The sequence below is a fragment of the Mesorhizobium sp. WSM4814 genome (assembly GCF_055811595.1).
The window spans coordinates 210051-226630 of the sequence record NZ_JBVVQT010000005.1 but is presented as its reverse complement, the minus strand read 5'-3'; the positions used below and the strand labels follow the sequence as shown (position 1 = coordinate 226630).

At 64.8% G+C, this 16580-nt stretch carries 15 protein-coding genes; 7 read left to right on the top strand and 8 right to left on the bottom strand.

Translation table 11 applies throughout. The features are described from left to right. The first annotated feature begins 365 nt into the window (after positions 1-365). The 7 genes from AC0L2V_RS11510 (at position 366) to AC0L2V_RS11480 (ending at position 6432) form a co-directional block, all read left to right on the top strand. Complete coding sequence (locus tag AC0L2V_RS11510; protein WP_473520157.1) at positions 366-2210, top strand: aminopeptidase P family protein; 1845 nt, start codon at positions 366-368, stop codon at positions 2208-2210. A 199-nt stretch (positions 2211-2409) separates the two neighbouring features. Next, the gene (locus AC0L2V_RS11505) at positions 2410-2958 is read left to right on the top strand and encodes an RNA polymerase sigma factor (RefSeq protein ID WP_473520118.1); all 549 of its coding nucleotides are present in this window, start codon (positions 2410-2412) and stop codon (positions 2956-2958) included. Continuing rightward, complete coding sequence (locus tag AC0L2V_RS11500; protein WP_473520117.1) at positions 2955-3359, top strand: hypothetical protein; 405 nt, start codon at positions 2955-2957, stop codon at positions 3357-3359. Before AC0L2V_RS11505 ends, AC0L2V_RS11500 begins: the two co-directional genes overlap by 4 nt. Next, the gene (locus AC0L2V_RS11495; RefSeq protein WP_473520116.1) at positions 3356-3823 is read left to right on the top strand and encodes a periplasmic heavy metal sensor; all 468 of its coding nucleotides are present in this window, start codon (positions 3356-3358) and stop codon (positions 3821-3823) included. The genes AC0L2V_RS11500 and AC0L2V_RS11495 overlap by 4 nt, the downstream gene beginning before the upstream one ends. Before the next feature lie 72 nt (positions 3824-3895). Further along, positions 3896-4207, top strand: coding sequence for a hypothetical protein (locus AC0L2V_RS11490; RefSeq protein WP_473520115.1), 312 nt, complete (start codon positions 3896-3898; stop codon positions 4205-4207). Continuing rightward, complete coding sequence (locus AC0L2V_RS11485; protein ID WP_473520114.1) at positions 4204-5271, top strand: DUF1800 domain-containing protein; 1068 nt, start codon at positions 4204-4206, stop codon at positions 5269-5271. The genes AC0L2V_RS11490 and AC0L2V_RS11485 overlap by 4 nt, the downstream gene beginning before the upstream one ends. A gap of 21 nt (positions 5272-5292) precedes the next feature. Beyond that, on the top strand, positions 5293-6432 hold the full coding sequence (locus AC0L2V_RS11480) for a DUF1501 domain-containing protein (RefSeq protein WP_473520113.1): 1140 nt from the start codon (positions 5293-5295) through the stop codon (positions 6430-6432). Between the two features lie 24 nt (positions 6433-6456). Here AC0L2V_RS11480 and AC0L2V_RS11475 read toward each other — a convergent pair whose 3' ends face one another. From AC0L2V_RS11475 to ftsZ, 8 genes are all read right to left on the bottom strand, one after another. Beyond that, positions 6457-6753 carry an AzlD family protein gene (locus AC0L2V_RS11475; protein ID WP_473520112.1) on the bottom strand — a complete coding sequence of 99 codons (297 nt, stop codon included), beginning with the start codon at positions 6751-6753 and terminating at the stop codon, positions 6457-6459. Continuing rightward, positions 6750-7478 carry an AzlC family ABC transporter permease gene (locus AC0L2V_RS11470; RefSeq protein WP_473520111.1) on the bottom strand — a complete coding sequence of 243 codons (729 nt, stop codon included), beginning with the start codon at positions 7476-7478 and terminating at the stop codon, positions 6750-6752. The genes AC0L2V_RS11475 and AC0L2V_RS11470 overlap by 4 nt, the downstream gene beginning before the upstream one ends. Positions 7479-7765: 287 nt before the next feature. After that, positions 7766-8458 carry a DUF2461 domain-containing protein gene (locus AC0L2V_RS11465; protein WP_473520156.1) on the bottom strand — a complete coding sequence of 231 codons (693 nt, stop codon included), beginning with the start codon at positions 8456-8458 and terminating at the stop codon, positions 7766-7768. After that, entirely contained in the window at positions 8455-10605 is a 2151-nt protein-coding gene (gene ligA / locus AC0L2V_RS11460; protein ID WP_473520110.1) for an NAD-dependent DNA ligase LigA, read from the bottom strand. Before ligA ends, AC0L2V_RS11465 begins: the two co-directional genes overlap by 4 nt. A gap of 318 nt (positions 10606-10923) precedes the next feature. Then, complete coding sequence (gene recN, locus AC0L2V_RS11455; protein WP_473520109.1) at positions 10924-12594, bottom strand: DNA repair protein RecN; 1671 nt, start codon at positions 12592-12594, stop codon at positions 10924-10926. A 12-nt stretch (positions 12595-12606) separates the two neighbouring features. Beyond that, positions 12607-13476, bottom strand: a complete 870-nt coding sequence (locus AC0L2V_RS11450; protein ID WP_128174186.1) for an outer membrane protein assembly factor BamD — start codon at positions 13474-13476, stop codon at positions 12607-12609. A 215-nt stretch (positions 13477-13691) separates the two neighbouring features. Beyond that, positions 13692-14639 carry a UDP-3-O-acyl-N-acetylglucosamine deacetylase gene (gene lpxC / locus AC0L2V_RS11445; RefSeq protein WP_473520108.1) on the bottom strand — a complete coding sequence of 316 codons (948 nt, stop codon included), beginning with the start codon at positions 14637-14639 and terminating at the stop codon, positions 13692-13694. Between the two features lie 273 nt (positions 14640-14912). Further along, the gene (ftsZ, locus tag AC0L2V_RS11440; RefSeq protein WP_473509122.1) at positions 14913-16571 is read right to left on the bottom strand and encodes a cell division protein FtsZ; all 1659 of its coding nucleotides are present in this window, start codon (positions 16569-16571) and stop codon (positions 14913-14915) included. Positions 16572-16580 lie beyond the last annotated feature (9 nt).

The following is a 16580-nucleotide window of genomic DNA, read 5'->3' as shown; positions in this document are numbered from 1 at the left end:
GCGTCCCTGCGCAAACGCGCTGCTGCCCCCAACAGGGAAAGCACTGCCGGCAAACGCGGGCCCCCCCGCTCACGAACAATGACCACCGGCTTGGGCGGCGCGGCCCCTCATTGCCCGGCAGGGCAATGAGGGGCAGCGCAGACCTGAAGCGATTGCCCTGCTGGACCGAATCCGGCCGGCGCCTGGCGCAGCAAAAGTCGATTCCGATTTCCGGGGGCATGCGCTACGGTCGAACCAAAGCATCGGGCCCAAAAGTGGAAACCGGTTTTGGGAAAACCCGATGCTCAAACATAAAAGCTGGATGTGAGCGGCGGCACGGGTCGACTAGTCCGCCGCTCGCATCCAGCATCCGAGGAGAGGCCATGATGTTCCAGACCTTTGATTCCGCAGGCGACCCCGCCGTCGGCAAGCCGCGTGTGGCGTTGCTGCGTCAATGGCTGGCCGCCAACGGGCTGGATGGCTTCATCGTGCCTCGTGCCGACGAGCATCAGGGCGAATATGTCGCCGACCGCTCGGCGCGGCTGAAATGGCTGACCGGCTTCAGCGGCTCGGCCGGCGTCGCCATCGTGCTCGGCGACCGTGCCATCATGTTCGTCGACGGCCGCTACACGCTGCAGGTGCGCCACGAGGTCGATCTCGACATCTTTTCGATCGAAAGCCTGATAGACAATCCGCCCGCCACCTGGATCAAGGACAATCTCGGCAAGGGCGTGCGGCTTGGCTTCGATCCGTGGCTGCAGACGATCGGCGACGTGAAAGCGCTGAAAGCGTCGGCCGAAAAATCCGGGGCGACATTGGTGCCGCTCGAGAAGAATCCAATCGACGCCATCTGGGAGGACCAGCCCGAACCGCCGCTGGCGCCGGTCGAGCTCCATCCGATTGGCCTTGCCGGCGAATTGGCCAAAGACAAGCTGGCGCGGCTGGCCGAGGCCATCGGCAAGGACGGCGCCACCCATGCCGTGCTGACCGACCCGTCGTCCATCGCCTGGGCCTTCGACATCCGCGGCGGCGATGTGCCGCACACGCCGCTGGCGCTCGGCTTCGCCGTGCTCGCCGCCGATCGATCGCACCTGCTTTTCATGGACCAGCGTAAGTTTTCACGCACCGTCGCGGCCTATCTGACGCAGCTCGCCGAATTGCACGAACCCGGTGAATTCGAAGCTGCGATCGCAGCCCTGGCCAAGGGCGGCGCGAAGATCGCGCTGGATCCGGTGCTGGCGGCGGAGAGACTGAGAATGCTGGTCGAGGACAATGGCGGCACCGTCATCACCGCGCCAGACCCTGCCCGCATTCCACGCGCGACGAAAAACCAGGCCGAAATCAGCGGCGCCCGCGCCGCGCACCGCCGCGATGGCGCCGCGGTCGCCAAGCTGCTTTGCTGGCTCGACCGCCAGGAACCCGGCAAGCTCGACGAGATCGCGGTCGTCACCAAGCTCGAGGAGTGCCGCCGCAGCACCGGCGAGGAAACACAAATGCCGCTGCGCGACGTGTCCTTCGATACCATCGCCGGCGCCGGCCCGAACGGCGCCATCATGCACTACCGCGTTTCCCGCGCCACCAGCCGAAAGCTTCAGTCTGGCGAACTGTTCCTGCTCGATTCGGGCGGGCAGTATCAGGACGGCACCACCGACATCACCCGCACCGTGCCGATCGGCACACCGACCGAGGAAATGCGCGAACGCTTCACGCTGGTGCTGAAGGGCATGATCGGCATTTCCATGCTGCGCTTTCCCCCGGGCACGCGCGGTTCCGAGATCGACGCCGTGGCGCGCCTTGCCCTGTGGAAACACGGTTGCGATTTCGCCCATGGCACGGGCCATGGCGTCGGCTCCTATCTGGCCGTGCACGAGGGCCCGCAGCGCATCGCCAGGACCGGCACCGAAAAGCTGCTGGCGGGCATGATCGTCTCCAACGAACCGGGCTACTACAAGGAGGGTTCTTACGGCATCCGCATCGAGAATCTCATACTGGTGACGCCGGCCGAGCCGATAGAGGGCGGCGACATCGCCATGCATGGCTTCGAGACGCTGACGCTGGCGCCGATCGACACCAGGCTGGTGCGGTCTGACCTTTTGACGCGCGACGAGCTGTATTGGCTCGACCAATACCACGCCCGCGTGCTGGCCGAGATCGGACCGATGCTCGACGGCGAGACGCTGGCCTGGCTGGAGAAGGCAACCGCACCGCTGCCGCACGACCAGAAGATTTGATTTCTCGGAAAGACTGGTGGCTCAGCTAGGGACCCAGGATGCCGGTCCGCAGGCAATGGCCTGCGGCCTTATCGCTGCCTTCTAACCTCCAAGGGTCGCCGACGGATTTCGCTTTGAAACCCGTTGAAGACACATGGCGGGTGCAGGATGACGGTCGTGTCGGCAGCAGGTCTGGCGTGGTGGAACGAGAAGGCAGAGCGTGGGCGAAACCGACGAGCGACTGCTGGCGCTGATCGCTCAGAACAATGCGGCTGCGGTGGAAGCCATGGTCGAGCGCAAGCTGCCGCGGCTGATCCGTCTCGCCACGCGAATGCTGGGCGACCGCGGCGAGGCCGAGGACGTCGCGCAGGAGACCTTCTTGCGCATCTGGCGGGCGGCTCCGGGCTGGCGCGCCGGCGAGGCGAAGTTCGACACCTGGCTGCATCGCGTCGCGCTCAATCTCTGCTACGACCGGCTGCGCAGGCGGCGGGAGACGCCGGTGGCGGAACTTCCCGATCGCCCCGACGAACGCCCGGGCGTGGAAGCGGATATGCTCGCGGCCGACGATCAGCACCAAGTGCGGCGCGCGCTGGCCGAGCTGCCGGAGCGCCAGCGCGAGGCGATCGTGCAGCAGTATTATCAGGAGCTTTCGAACGGCGATGCGGCAGAGGTCATGGGCATCAGCATCGAGGCATTGGAAAGCCTGTTGTCGCGGGCGCGGCGGCAGCTGCGCTCCAGGCTCGGACGAGACAGGGACGAAATGACATGACTCCAGAGAGGTTTTCCGAGCTCGTTGCCACCTATGGCGGGTCGCCGCAGCGCTGGCCTGAAAACGAGCGCGCGGCAGCGCTGGACTTCATCGCCGCCAATCCGGCTCAGGCCGAAGCCGCACTTGCACCGGCGGTGGAGCTCGACGATCTGCTGTCGCGCCATCGCGTCGCAGCTCCGGACGACGCGCTCGCGCGAAGGATCATCGCCACGGCGCCGTCTGCGCTTTGGCGCCGCACCCAGCTCGTCTGGCGGTGTGCCGGATTGGCCGGCATCGGACTGGCGGGCGCGCTGGCCGGGGCGCTGACAGTCGCCGTGCTGCTGCCGCCCAACAGCGCCCCTGACGATGGCGACACCTATGCGCTGACCGCATTCGGCGACATGCAGGGGGACGTGCAATGAGCGAACGCAGCATCAGGATCCTGCTTGCCGTCTCGCTGGCACTGAACGTCTTCGTGCTCGGCGCCGCCGCCGGCGCTGGCTATATATGGCAGGCGCAGCAGGGGCAGCGCGACAGAGCGGGCGACCAGCGCGGCCTGCGCTTCGCCGCGGCCGGCCTGTCGCCCGACCAGCGCAAGGCGTTCCGCCAGGCGCTCGCAGAGGCGCGGCGCCAGTCGGCTGCCGACATCGAAACGGCTCGGGTCGGCCGCGAGGCGGTGGCGCGCCTGATCGAGGCTGAGCCGATCGACGCAGCGGCGGTCAATGAGACGCTCACCTCGGTCCGGCAAGCCGATATGGCGCTGCGCGGCCGGCTCGAACAGGCAATCGTGACCTTCGCGACGGGACTGACGCCAGCCGACAGGGCGCGACTTGTCGACGGCCTGCGCGGCCGCAGCAACATGCTGCGCCGAGCGGGCGAAAAATAGCGCTGGAAACAGCGACGGATTCCAGTCGCTGCCGCGTTGAAGCCTCCAAAAGCAATGCTGACGGAGGCACCATTGGCAAGTCCGAGCGATGTCGCGGTTGCGCTCAACCGCTTCGGCCTGGGCGCCCGGCCCGACGACGAGGCGCCGGCCGACCCGAAATCCTGGCTGATAGCGCGGTTCGAAAGCTACCACGCAAACCCGGCGGTCTTTTCCGGCGCGCAGGACTCGGCCACACTCGGCGCCGGCTATGCCGAAGCGATGCTCGAGGACAAAGACGCCGACGCGGCCGCAAAGATGGCCGCCCGCAAGGCGGCGCGCCAGGAGGCTCAAGCGCTTTATCGCGACGAGGTCGACATGCGAGCACGCGCAGCGTTCGAAACATGAACCCCTTCGTCGAACGGCTCGTGCATTTCTGGTCGAACCATTTCGCCATCTCGGCGGAGAAACCGCAGGTGACCCTGATCGCCGGCGCCTTCGAGCGCGAGGCGATCCGCCCACATGTGCTCGGCCGCTTCGAAGATATGCTGCTCGCCGCCGAGCGCCACCCGGCGATGCTGTTCTATCTCGACCAGGTGCGCTCGATCGGTCCCAACTCGAAAGTTGCCAAACGCGCCGCAAAACGCAACGCCAAGCGCAAACCCGGCATCAACGAGAACCTGGCCCGCGAAATCATGGAACTGAACACACTCGGTGCACGCTCCGGCTACAAGCCGACCGAATTCGCACTGGCGCTGACCGGTTTCAGCACCGGACGCGCTAAAGGGCGAGGCCAGGCCGGCGCCTTCACCTTTCGACCTGGGCTGCACGAACCGGGCCAACGCACGATCATCGGCCAGACCTACGACCAGCGCGGCGACAAACAGGCGCTCGCCGTGCTCGGCGACCTCGCGGCGGCCGAGGCAACCGCAACGCACATCGCAACCAAGCTGGCGCGCCACTTCATCGCCGACGAACCGCCGGCCGCGGTCGTGACGCGGCTCGCCGAAGCCTTTCGCCGGTCAAAGGGCGATCTCGTCGCGGTCTACCGCGCGCTCCTCGACAGTCCAGAAGCCTGGCAACCAGCAGCGGCGAAGTTCAAGACGCCGTGGGAATGGACGATCTCGGCGCTGCGCGGCCTGGGCCGCAGCGAACTCGGCAAGCCGCGTCTGGCGCAACTGCTCAACCAACTCGGCCAACCGGCATGGCGGCCGCGTTCGCCGGCCGGCTATGAAGAGTTGCCGGGAACTGGGCAGCACCCGACGCACTGGTCCGCCGGGTCGAGGTGGCGCAGCGCCTCGCCGCGCAGGTTGGCGATATCGATCCGCGAGATCTCGCGCGAAAACTCTTTGCCGGCTCGCTCAGCGACCTGGCGATGGCCGAGATCGAGCGCGCCGAGAGCCGGCGCACCGGCATCGCGCTGCTGCTCGTGTCGCCCGAATTCCAACGAAGATGACTTTCAGCGAAGATGATTTCCAGAGGAGATGACCAAGATGGAACGCCGTCAATTCCTTACTCTCGCCGGCGCCGGCCTCGGCTCGATGCTGATCGCGCCGCGCATCGTCTTCGCCAATGTGGAAACCGATCGCCGCTTCGTTTTCATCATCCAGCGCGGCGCCGCGGACGGGCTGGACACCATCGTTCCCTATGCCGACCCCGCCTACCGCGCACTGCGCGGCCCATTGGCCATCGACGATCCGATAAAGCTTGACGGCACGTTTGGCCTGCATCCTTCGCTCACCGGTCTCCGCAAGCTGCATCAGGACAAGCAGGCGCTGTTCGTCCACGCGGTCGCTTCGCCCTATCGCGAGCGCTCGCATTTCGATGGTCAAAATGTGCTCGAAAGCGGCGGCAGCTCGCCCTATGAACGCAAGGACGGTTGGCTGAACCGGCTGGTCGGCATGCTGCCGAAGTCTCGCGGCGAAGCAATCGCTTTTGCACCGACCATCCCGCTGGCGCTGCGAGGCGAGGCAGACGTCACCTCCTATGCGCCGTCCGCCCTGCCGGAGGCGCCGGACGACCTGATGATGCGCGTCGGCAAGCTCTATGACGCCGACGAACAGCTGCATGCGCTGTGGAGCAGCGCGATGGAGACACGGGCGCTGGGCGCGGTGAACGCGCGGCGCAAGGACGCAGCGAGCGTCGGCCGCACCGCTGCGGGCTTCCTCTCCAAGGCCGGCGGCCCGCGCGTTGCCATGATCGAAACCAGCGGCTGGGACACCCATAGCGGCCAGCAAGCCAGGCTGGCCAACCAGCTCAGAGCGCTCGACGCGCTCATCGATGGGTTGCACGTTGGCCTCAGCGATATCTGGAAGGATACGACCGTGCTGGTCGCCACCGAGTTCGGCCGCACTGTCGCCGTCAACGGCACTGGCGGCACCGACCACGGTACGGCATCGGCTGCGATGATCGCTGGCGGAGCGGTGAATGGCGGGCGGGTGCTGGCCGATTGGCCGGGACTGTCTGCCGGTGCGCTCTACCAAGGACGCGACCTCGCCCCGACGCTCGACCTCGACGCGCTGATTGCGGTGACATCAGCCGAAACGTTTGGTCTCGATCCGCAAGAGACGATGCGCAGGCTCTTTGCAGGAGGTCGATTCGATCCCGCGATCTCCAACATCGTGCGCAAGTAAGACTGGCGTACTCAGCCGGTCCGGTTACCCGACGAACTGCCGGGCCAGCACCAGCACGACGGCGCCGGCCAAAAACATCGACATTAGCCCGCCGCGCAGCGAGACCAGCCCGGCAACGATCAAAGCCGCCCATTCCGCCGGCCCGCCGCCAAGTGCTGCCGGCGCCACCAGCGTCGTCAGCACCGCCGCCGGCACGGCGTTCAGCCCCGCCTCGACGCGCGGATGGATGTTTTCGAAGCGCGAGATCACCAGATGGCCGCCGATGCGGGTCACATAGGTCGCGATCGCACCGGCGATGATGATCCACAAGGTTGTGCTCATGGCCGCGCCTCCACGCCGCTGTGGCGCGGCGGCAGGATAACCGCGAGCAGCACGCCGGCCACGGCGCCAATCGAGACGTGCCAGGGCGAGCCCACCGTCTTGTAGGCGATGATGGAGGCAGCAGCACTGGCGACGACCACCGGCAGCCACAGTGGCCGTTTGCGAAAGCCCATAACCAGTCCGAGAAAATAGATCGGCAGCAGAAAATCGATGCCCAGCGCATGGGTATCGGGAATAAGCCTGCCGAATACCGCGCCAAGCGCGCTTTCGGTCACCCAGAACACATAGACCGGCAGGCCAAGCCCCATATACCAGGCGAAGCCGACCGTCTCGCCAGCCTCCGCCTTGCGCTCGGCCACGGCGAACTGCGGATCGGTGAGCAGGAAATAGCCGACTGCCTGCTGCACCGGCGGCCAGCGCGCGATGCGCCGGCCGATGCCCGCGGAATAAAGCACATGGCGGAAATTCACGGCGAAGATCGACAGCACGATCAGCCATGGCGCGACATGCTGCCCGAACAATTCGATGCCGACCATCTGGCTGGCGCCGCCAAAAACCATGGCGCTCATCAGCAAGGCTTCAAGCACCGAAAATCCGTTGTCGACGGCGAGCGCCCCGAACAGCAGTCCAAACGGCGCCGCCGCCACCACGACGGGCATGCTGAGCCGCACGCCTTGCCAGAAATCGCTTTTTGCGCGGTTTTCGGAGATTGCTTCCGCCGACATCAGCCACTCCTTAGAGCGCCGCTCGTCCTTTTGGACGAGCAAAGGACGCTCTAACACTTTGAATCCACAGAGCGCCGCTCGTCCTTTTGGACGATCAAAGGACGCTCTAACACTTTGAATCCACGCGTCGGGCCATCCGAAAATCAATCCCGATTTTCGGGCCGATGCGGGGAGAAAGATCGTATGTAGGGAGCGCGGTCAGCCTTGTCACACCAATTCGCTTGAGCCGACGATCAGCGGAAGTGATCCTCGACGCAGGTTCCAGGCGTGCGCGTTTCGGCCAGTGCTCAGTCCACCGGGACCTTGGCTTCGATCGCCCTGCCCCAGTCGAGCAGCGGCTTGGCCCGCAAGGCGAAATCGACCAGCTCGTCGACCAGCGCCGGCCCGTGGATTCCCGCAGGGTCGATTTCGTGCCGGACGGCGAAATGCCGGTTGCGGATGGCCGCCGCGAGATCGGCCGCCGTGACATGCTCGAAGCCGCGTGGCGCGCGCTTCATGCAGCCTTCCGCATCGAGTCCGAGGCGGTTTTGCTTCAGCGCCTCGATCAGCGCCCGGAATTCACCCGGCCGCGTCGCGATGGCGTTGCGCATTGCCAGCAGCAGCGCCGGTCCGGGCTGCCACCAGGCGACGCCGGCAAAGCAGCGCTCAAGCCCGATATGGACGAAGAACACGCCCTGTTCCATCTTGGTGCCGTCAGGCGAGAGGATTGCCGACAGATGCCGGTTGTAGGGTCGCTTGTCCCTGGCGAAGCGCACGTCGCGATTGATCCGGAACAGCGACTTCTTGCGGTCGCCGCGCAAGCCCAGCCCTGCCGCCGCGAAGCGCTCGGAGAGCGTTTCGACCAGATCGCCGAAGGGGTCGCGCAGCTCACTTTCGAAGAGGTCGCGGTTTTCCAGAAACCACTCCCGGCTCTGGTGAAAATCGAGCGCCTTGAGGAAGGGAATCGCCTTTTGGCCGAAACCGCTGAACGCCACCGTCACGCCTTGCCGATCCGCGCCAACCACGCATCCTCGTCGATCACTTCGATGCCGAATTCGGTGGCTAGCTTGAGCTTGGAGCCGGCACCTGGCCCGGCAACGACGAGATCGGTCTTCTTCGACACCGAGCCGGCGACCTTGGCGCCGAGCTTTTCGGCCATCGCCTTGGCCTCGTCGCGCGACATCTTTTCCAGCGCGCCGGTGAAGACCACCGTCTTGCCGGAGACCGGCGACGACACGCCACCGACCGGCTCCTCGTCGAGCACAGTTACTTCCGCCAGCAATGCATCGAGCGCCTGCCGGTTATGATCTTCAGCGAAGAAATCGACCACTGCTTCGGCAACGATCGAGCCGATGCCGTTGATGCCGTTCAGTTCCTGCCAGGCAGCGTTGCCAGGGTCGCCCTTGCCGGCCGGCATGACGGCGTTCTGCCCGGCTTCGCGGAAGGCGGCAAAGGATAGGAAATGGCGGGCCAACCGCTTGGCGTTGGTCTCGCCGATGTGGCGGATGCCGAGCGCATAGAGGAAGCGCGAGAACTCGACCTGCCGCCGATCGTCGATTGCCGCGAACAGCTTGCGTACCGAGGTCGCGCCGAAACCGTCAACGTTCTCGAGCTTGGTCAGCGATGCTGCCTGCCGCTTCTTCAGCGTGAAAATGTCGGCCGGCGAATAGATGCGTAGTGACGGATCCTCGGCGTGGAAGAAGAACTCGATCTGCTTCTCACCGAGCCCCTCGATATCGAAAGCACCCCGAGAGACGAAATGGCGCAGACGCTCCACCGCCTGCGCGGGGCAGATCAATCCGCCGGTGCAGCGCCTGACTGCTTCCCCCTCCTCGCGCACGGCGTGGCTGCCGCAGGCCGGGCAAAGCACTGGGAAAGCATATGGCACACTGTCGGGCGGCCGCTTTTCCATGACCACGTCGATGACCTGCGGAATGACATCGCCAGCACGCTGGATGCTCACCGTGTCGCCGATGCGAATGTCGCGGCCTTCGCGGATCGGCTGGCCATTGTTGCCGATGCCCTTGATGTAGTCCTCATTGTGCAGTGTCGCGTTGGTCACCACGACGCCGCCGACCGTCACCGGCACCAGCCGCGCCACCGGCGTCAGCGCGCCGGTGCGGCCGACCTGGATGTCGATGCCGGTCAAGATCGTCGTCGCCTTCTCGGCCGGGAATTTGTGAGCGATCGCCCAGCGCGGCGAACGCGAGACGAAGCCCAGCCGCTGCTGCAGCTCAAGGCTGTTCACCTTGTAGACGACACCGTCGATGTCGTAGCCGAGCGTCGCCCGGTTGGATTCGATCAGCCGGTATTGCTCGAGCAGTCCCACGACGCTGTCGAACAGCTTCATCAGCGGATTGACCCTGAAGCCAAAGCGCTCGAACGCCGCCACCATGCCCATCTGCGTGTCGGCGGGCATGGCGCTCACCTCACCCCAGGTATAGGCGAAAAACCGCAGCGGCCGGCTGGCGGTGATCGAGGTGTCGAGTTGGCGCAAGGAGCCTGCCGCCGAGTTGCGCGGATTGGCAAAAACCTGCTTTCCGGCCTCGGCATTGCGGCGATTGAGCTCGGCAAAGTCGGTGAGGCGCATATAGACCTCGCCCCGCACTTCCAGCACATCGGGAAAATCGCCTGAGAGCACGTTGGGAATCTCGGCGATGGTGCGTGCGTTGGCCGTCACATCCTCGCCGACCTGGCCATTGCCACGCGTTGCCGCCGTCACCAGACGTCCGGCCTCGTAGCGCAGCGACAGCGACAGGCCGTCGATCTTCGGCTCGGCAGTCATCGCCAGCGGCGCGTCGGCGCCGAGCCTGAGGAAACGGCGGATGCGGCCGACGAAATCGATCACGTCCGCATCGGCGAAAGCGTTGTCGAGCGACAGCATCGGAATGGCATGGACGATCTTGCGGAATTTCTCCGACACCGCCGCGCCGACTTTGCGTGACGGCGAATCCTCGCGCACAAGGGCAGGAAACCGCTGCTCGATGGCAAGGTTGCGCCGCCGCAGCGCATCGTAGGCCGCGTCCGAAATCGTCGGCGCGTCCTCGGCGTGGTAACGCTGGTCGTGGGCGGCGATTTCCTCGGCCAACCGCTTCAGCTCGCTGGCTGCTTCACTTTCGCTGAGCGAATCGACTGGTTTTTCGGGCATGCACGGCTCCTCGACGCTGACCCGGAACGATTTCCTGGGCCATGCGCGAAATCAAATTGCTACAGCGTCCTTGCGCGTTCGAAGGACGCGCGGCGCGCCACAATAGATCAGGATTTTGAGAAAATCATTGCTGAACAGCAGGATGGAGCCACATCCTGACTCGATCCACAACGCCGAGCATGAGGTCCGCTAATGCATGTCGCGCAAAAGCATGCCCTCGGGCTTGAACCGAGCGTGCGCAGCGGTTTTGCGATAACGACATGCATAAAAACAAGAACCTAAAGCGCGTCGCATGAATCCGTTCAAATGCGACGCGCTTTAGGCTGCGGTGTTTTCGCGAAGCAGCCGCTCGGCCGCCGCGCGCGCCTCGTCGGTGATGGTCGCCCCGGCGAGCATCCGCGCGATCTCTTCCTGGCGCGCCGCCCGGTCCATCTCGGCGATGCCGGTGGCGACGCGATCGGCGCCGCCGGATTTGGAGATCAGGAAATGCGTCGCCGCGCGTGCCGCCACTTGCGGCGCGTGCGTGACCGAAAGCACCTGCACGCGCTTCGACAGCCGCGCCAGCCTTTGCCCGATGGCGTCAGCCACCGCGCCGCCAACGCCGGTGTCGATTTCATCGAACACCAACGTCGGCGCCGAGCCGCGGTCGGCCAGCGCCACCTTCAGCGCCAGCAGGAACCGCGAAAGTTCGCCACCGGAGGCGACTTTCATCATCGGGCCCGGTCTTGTGCCGGGATTGGTGCGCACCCAGAACTCTACCTGATCGATGCCGTCTTCCATGCGGCTCTCGGCCTCGCTTGCCATTTCGACGATGAAGGCTGCCCGTTCGAGCTTCAGCGCCGGCAGTTCGGCCATCACCGCCTTGGTCAATCCGACCGCCGCCGCATGGCGAAGCGACGAAAGCTGGGCAGCGGAAATGTCATAGGTCTCGCACGCGGCGGCGGCCTGCTTCTGCAGCCCGTGCAGGCGCTCCTCGCCGGCGTCGAGATCGGCGAGATCGGCGGCCATCGTATCGCGCAATTGCGCCAGATCGTCGACCGCCACACTGTGCTTGCGTGAGGCGGCGCGCAGCGAAAACAGCCGCTCCTCGGCCTGTTCCAGCCGCCGCGGATCGTATTCGGTGGCGCGAAGTGCCGCTTCCACGCCCGATTGCGCTGCGTCGAGCGACAGCATCGCTTCATCGAGCGATTTGACCACGTCGTCGAGCAGGCCGGGCGCCTCGGTCACCTTGCGCTGCAGCCGTCGCAACAGGCTGGCGAGTTGCGGCAGGGGCGAAGACGGGCCCGAGAGCACATCTTGCGCATCGTGGATTTCCGAGGCGATCTTTTCCGCCCGCATCATCGAGGCGCGCAACTCGGCGAGGTCGGCTTCCTCGCCTGGCTGGGGGTCGAGCTTCGTCAATTCGGCGACCGCGGCGCGCAGATAGTCGGCCTCGCGGGCCGCCGCTTCCACCTTGGCACGATGCCGCGAAAGTTCCAGTTCGCAGGCCCGCCAGTACCGCCATGCCTCGCCGGTCGCCCGCACAGCGCCGAGATGACCGCCAAAACTGTCGAGCAATTCGCGATGGGCGCCGGGATCGACCAGGGCACGCTCGTCATGCTGGCCGTGGATCTCGACCAGCGCGTGACCGACATCGCGCATCAGTGTCACGCTGGAAGGCTGGTCGTTGACGAAGACGCGGGTACGGCCATCCGCCGTCTGCACGCGGCGCAGGATGATGTCGCCATCGTCCTCGATAGCGTTGTCGGCAAGCAGCATGCGGGCAGGATGGTTGCGCGGCACGTCGAACACGGCGATGACTTGGCCCTGTGCCGCGCCATGCCGCACCAGCGAGGCGTCGCCGCGGGCGCCAAGCGCCAGCGACAGCGCGTCGAGCAGGATGGATTTTCCAGCACCGGTTTCGCCGGTCAGCACCGAAAGACCGGACGAGAAATCGATGTCCAGCTTCTCGATCAGAACGATATCGCGGATCGACAGTCTGGAAAGCATGTGACGCGCCGCTCAGGCGCCGGTGATCAGCTTCCCGGCCTTGGCGATCCACGAGCCCGCATTCTCGCGCGGCTCGAGCCCACCAGTCTGCAGGAGCTTGTAGGAATCCTTGTACCACACGCTGTCGGGATAGTTGGTGCCGAGCACAGCAGCGGCAGTCTGCGCTTCCGATGTCAGCCCCATCGCGTAATAGGTTTCGGTAAGACGCGCGAGCGCTTCCTCGACATGGCGCGTGTTGGAATAGGTCTCCACCACGACGCGGAACCGCTTGACGGCGGCGATGTATTCACGGCGCTCGAGATAATAGCGGCCGATCTGCATCTCCTTGCCGGCGAGCTGGTCGTTGGCGAAGCGGATCTTTTCCTTGGCGTCGTCGACATATTCGGAATCGGGCCAGCGCGTCACCAGATCCTGCATCGTCTGCACGGTCTGACGCGCTTCTTTCTGATCCTGGGTGACATCCCTGATTTGCCGGTAATAGCTCAGCCCGATGATGTACTGGGCATAGGCAGCGTCGTCGGTCGACGGATAGAGCGTGAGATAGCGCTTGGCCGAACCGATCGCCTCGGTATAGTTGCCTTGGCGATAGTCGGCAAAGGCGCCCATCACCATCGATTTGCGGGCGTATTCGGAATAGGGATGCTGGCGGTCGACCGCACCGAATTTGCGGCTCGCCTCCTGCAGGCGCCCGGCATTCAGATTGGCGAGGCCCTGATTGTAGAGAACGTCTGCCGGCTCGGTCTGCTCGACATAGGTCGACAGGTCGACATCCTTTTCGGACGACATGCAGGCCGACAGGAACAGCGATGGAACGACCACCGAAAGCGCCAGGAAAACAGCCCGATGCGGCGCTTTCGATTGACCAATTCGCTTGAAGAACATGATTGGATTCCGCCCTTTCGGCGTCATTTCAGTCGACATTTCGCCCTGGGGCAGCAGGCATAACCATAATCGCCGTGCCCGGCAACGCTATCTCCGGCCATTCGCACATTTTTGTGGCAGCCTGGCGCAACCCGCACACTTGCGTGATTTCGCCGGCCGATGGTGCATTCATGCAACACAGGCCGGCGGCCATAAAACCCGAAAAACGTTAAGAATCAGATCATCCAAGGCGCGTAGACAGGTGCATAGATGGCGCTCTTTTCGACGGTGCGACCGCGCTCGCGGCGTGTCGTCTCGACGATCTCGAACGCCGAACGGTCCGACAAAAGGCGACGCAGCGCTGCCGCATTCAGCCTGTGGCCGCCGCGATAGGAACGGAAGCAGCCAATGAACCGGGCGCCGGCCAGCGCCAGATCGCCCATGGCGTCCATCGTCTTGTGGCGCACGAATTCGTTGGGATAGCGCAAGCCTCCGATGTTGATCACGCGGTTGTCGTCGCCGATCACCAGGGAGTTTTCCAGCGAGGAGCCGAGCGCATAGCCGGCTGCCCACAGCCGCTCGACGTCCTTCATGAAACCAAAGGTTCGGGCCCGCGCGATATCGCGGCGAAAAATGTCGGCGTTCATGTCGGATGCAAACAGCTGACGGCCGATCGCCGGGCTTTCGAAATCGATCTCGATTTCGAAGCGCGTGCCGTCATAGGGCCTGAACTCCGCCCAGGAGGCACCGTTCTCGATGCGAACCGGCTTCACCACCCTGATGTAGCGGCGCTTGACCGGCAGCGTATCGATGCCCGCCTGGTCGATAGCCTCCACGAACGCAATGGCGCTGCCGTCGAGGATCGGAACCTCACGGCCGTCGATCTCGATGACGACGTTGTCGATGCCGAGCCCGAAAACCGTGGCCATCAGATGTTCGACTGTGGCGATGTGCTCGCCTGCCGGATCGCCGAGCATGGTGCACAGATCGGTGGCGCCGACCTCGGAAACCAGTGCGCGGAACTCCCGGACTTCGCTTCCATTCGAAAGCTGGAACACGACACCCGTATCAGCGTCTGCCGGCAGGAAATGAACGGTAACGGAATTGCCGCTGTGAACGCCGGTGCCGGTCAGCGTCGCACGCGATCTAAGTGTCGTCTGATAGTCGTGCAAAACAAACCCCATAGCCCATACTGCCTACGTCCGCTTCATAAGCCCAAGGGCGCGGCTCTTTGATCGGCAGGCAGGGCCACTTCCCCGAATCCCAGCAAACCGAAATTGATCGCGGCGAAGATAGTGGTCCGGCAGGAAGTCTCCAAATCACGGTTTCTTACTCTGTGTAACCGCGATCCGAAGCGGATGCGGTCTCCTAACTCCTTGTTTTACAGGAACTTTTAACATTAACAGGCAAACAATTTCTTGTCTGCCTGTTAACAACTATTACGGACCGTTAACAGGTCAGTTGGCCTGGCGGCGCAGGAATGCCGGAATCTCCAGCTGATCGTCCTCCTGGACAGCCCTGCTCTGCGGCGTCAGCCGGCCCTGGTCGTCCAACTGGCCGCGGCGTGGCGCGTAAAGCTGCGGATCCTGGCTGGCCAGGCGGCGCACTTCGGGTGCCGCCTGGCGCAGTTTCGGCTCGCGTGGCTGCGCCGGCTGCAGCCGTGCAGGCTCTTCTTCGCGACGGGTAAGGCCGTTGGTCAGGCGCTTGAGCAGTCCCATCGGTCCGCTGTTCTCGTGGTCGGCCGGACGGCTTTTGGCTTCCACCTCGGCTTTCACCACCGGCGGAAAGTCCTCGACGCGCGGCATGCGCTGGGGCGCTGCAGGCTGAAGCACTTCACGCTGCGGCGCGGGCTGCATCGTTTGCTGGACCATTGGCTGCAGCATCGGCTGCGGCTGGGCCGGCGGCGCCTGGAAGATCTTGCTCTGCGGGCGGAAATCTTCCGCCTGGGAGGCCGGCGCGGGACGCGCCATCGCCGCCGCATTCGCCTCGGCGAGCTGGATTGCCTCGGCGACAGGATCGGCGGCGCGCGGCTCGTAGCCTCCCTGCTGGACAGGCGCCGGACGGCTTTCCGTGACCGGAGCGGCCGGGCGGCTGACCGGCTTTGGCGGAGCCGTGCGGATGGCGATCGGCGCGGCAGCGATGTCTGCCGCCGATTTGTCGATGCCGGTAGCAACCACCGAGACGCGGATGACGCCTTCGAGATCCTCGTCGAAGGTCGCACCCAGGATGATGTTGGCTTCCTGGTCGACCTCCTCGCGAATCCGGGTCGCCGCCTCGTCGACTTCGAACAGGGTCAGGTCGCGGCCGCCGGTGATCGAGATCAACAACCCCTTGGCGCCCTTCATCGAGGTCTCGTCGAGCAGCGGATTGGCGATCGCGGCTTCGGCGGCGGCCATGGCGCGCCCCTCGCCGGAAGCTTCGCCCGTCCCCATCATCGCCTTGCCCATCTCGCGCATGACCGAGCGGACGTCGGCGAAGTCGAGGTTGATCAGCCCTTCCTTGACCATCAGGTCGGTGATGCAGGCGACGCCGGAATAGAGCACCTGGTCGGCCATGGCGAAAGCGTCGGCAAAGGTCGTCTTGTCATTGGCCAGCCGGAACAGGTTCTGGTTGGGGATGACGATGAGGGTATCGACGCATTTCTGCAATTCCTCGATGCCCAGATCCGCCGTCTTCATGCGGCGCTGGCCTTCGAAATGGAACGGCTTGGTGACGACGCCGACGGTGAGAATCCCCTTCTCGCGCGCCGCACGTGCAACGACCGGCGCGGCCCCCGTGCCGGTGCCGCCGCCCATGCCGGCAGTGACGAAGCACATATGGGTGTTGGAGAGATGATCGACGATCTCGTCGATGCATTCCTCCGCAGCGGCGCGTCCGACTTCCGGCTGCGACCCCGCACCCAGGCCCTCGGTGACATGCGCGCCGAGCTGGATCAGGCGATCCGCCTTGGACATGGTCAGCGCCTGCGCATCGGTATTGGCCACCACGAACTCGACGCCGCGCAAGCCGGCGGTGATCATGTTGTTGACGGCATTGCCGCCGCCGCCGCCGACACCGAACACGGTGATACGCGGCTTCAGCTCGGTGATGTCCGGCTTTTGCAGATTGATGGTCATTGTCTCCGT

Excerpts from the sequence above, each read along its gene's own strand:
- AC0L2V_RS11510 (WP_473520157.1), top strand. The coding sequence starts at position 366 with ATGTTCCAGACCTTTGATTCCGCAGGCGACCCCGCCGTCGGCAAGCCG.
- AC0L2V_RS11500 (WP_473520117.1), top strand. The coding sequence starts at position 2,955 with ATGACTCCAGAGAGGTTTTCCGAGCTCGTTGCCACCTATGGCGGGTCG.
- AC0L2V_RS11495 (WP_473520116.1), top strand. The coding sequence starts at position 3,356 with ATGAGCGAACGCAGCATCAGGATCCTGCTTGCCGTCTCGCTGGCACTG.
- AC0L2V_RS11485 (WP_473520114.1), top strand. The coding sequence starts at position 4,204 with ATGAACCCCTTCGTCGAACGGCTCGTGCATTTCTGGTCGAACCATTTC.
- AC0L2V_RS11480 (WP_473520113.1), top strand. The coding sequence starts at position 5,293 with ATGGAACGCCGTCAATTCCTTACTCTCGCCGGCGCCGGCCTCGGCTCG.
- AC0L2V_RS11475 (WP_473520112.1), bottom strand. The coding sequence starts at position 6,753 with ATGAGCACAACCTTGTGGATCATCATCGCCGGTGCGATCGCGACCTAT.
- AC0L2V_RS11470 (WP_473520111.1), bottom strand. The coding sequence starts at position 7,478 with ATGTCGGCGGAAGCAATCTCCGAAAACCGCGCAAAAAGCGATTTCTGG.
- ligA (WP_473520110.1), bottom strand. The coding sequence starts at position 10,605 with ATGCCCGAAAAACCAGTCGATTCGCTCAGCGAAAGTGAAGCAGCCAGC.
- recN (WP_473520109.1), bottom strand. The coding sequence starts at position 12,594 with ATGCTTTCCAGACTGTCGATCCGCGATATCGTTCTGATCGAGAAGCTG.
- AC0L2V_RS11450 (WP_128174186.1), bottom strand. The coding sequence starts at position 13,476 with ATGTTCTTCAAGCGAATTGGTCAATCGAAAGCGCCGCATCGGGCTGTT.
- lpxC (WP_473520108.1), bottom strand. The coding sequence starts at position 14,639 with ATGGGGTTTGTTTTGCACGACTATCAGACGACACTTAGATCGCGTGCG.
- ftsZ (WP_473509122.1), bottom strand. The coding sequence starts at position 16,571 with ATGACCATCAATCTGCAAAAGCCGGACATCACCGAGCTGAAGCCGCGT.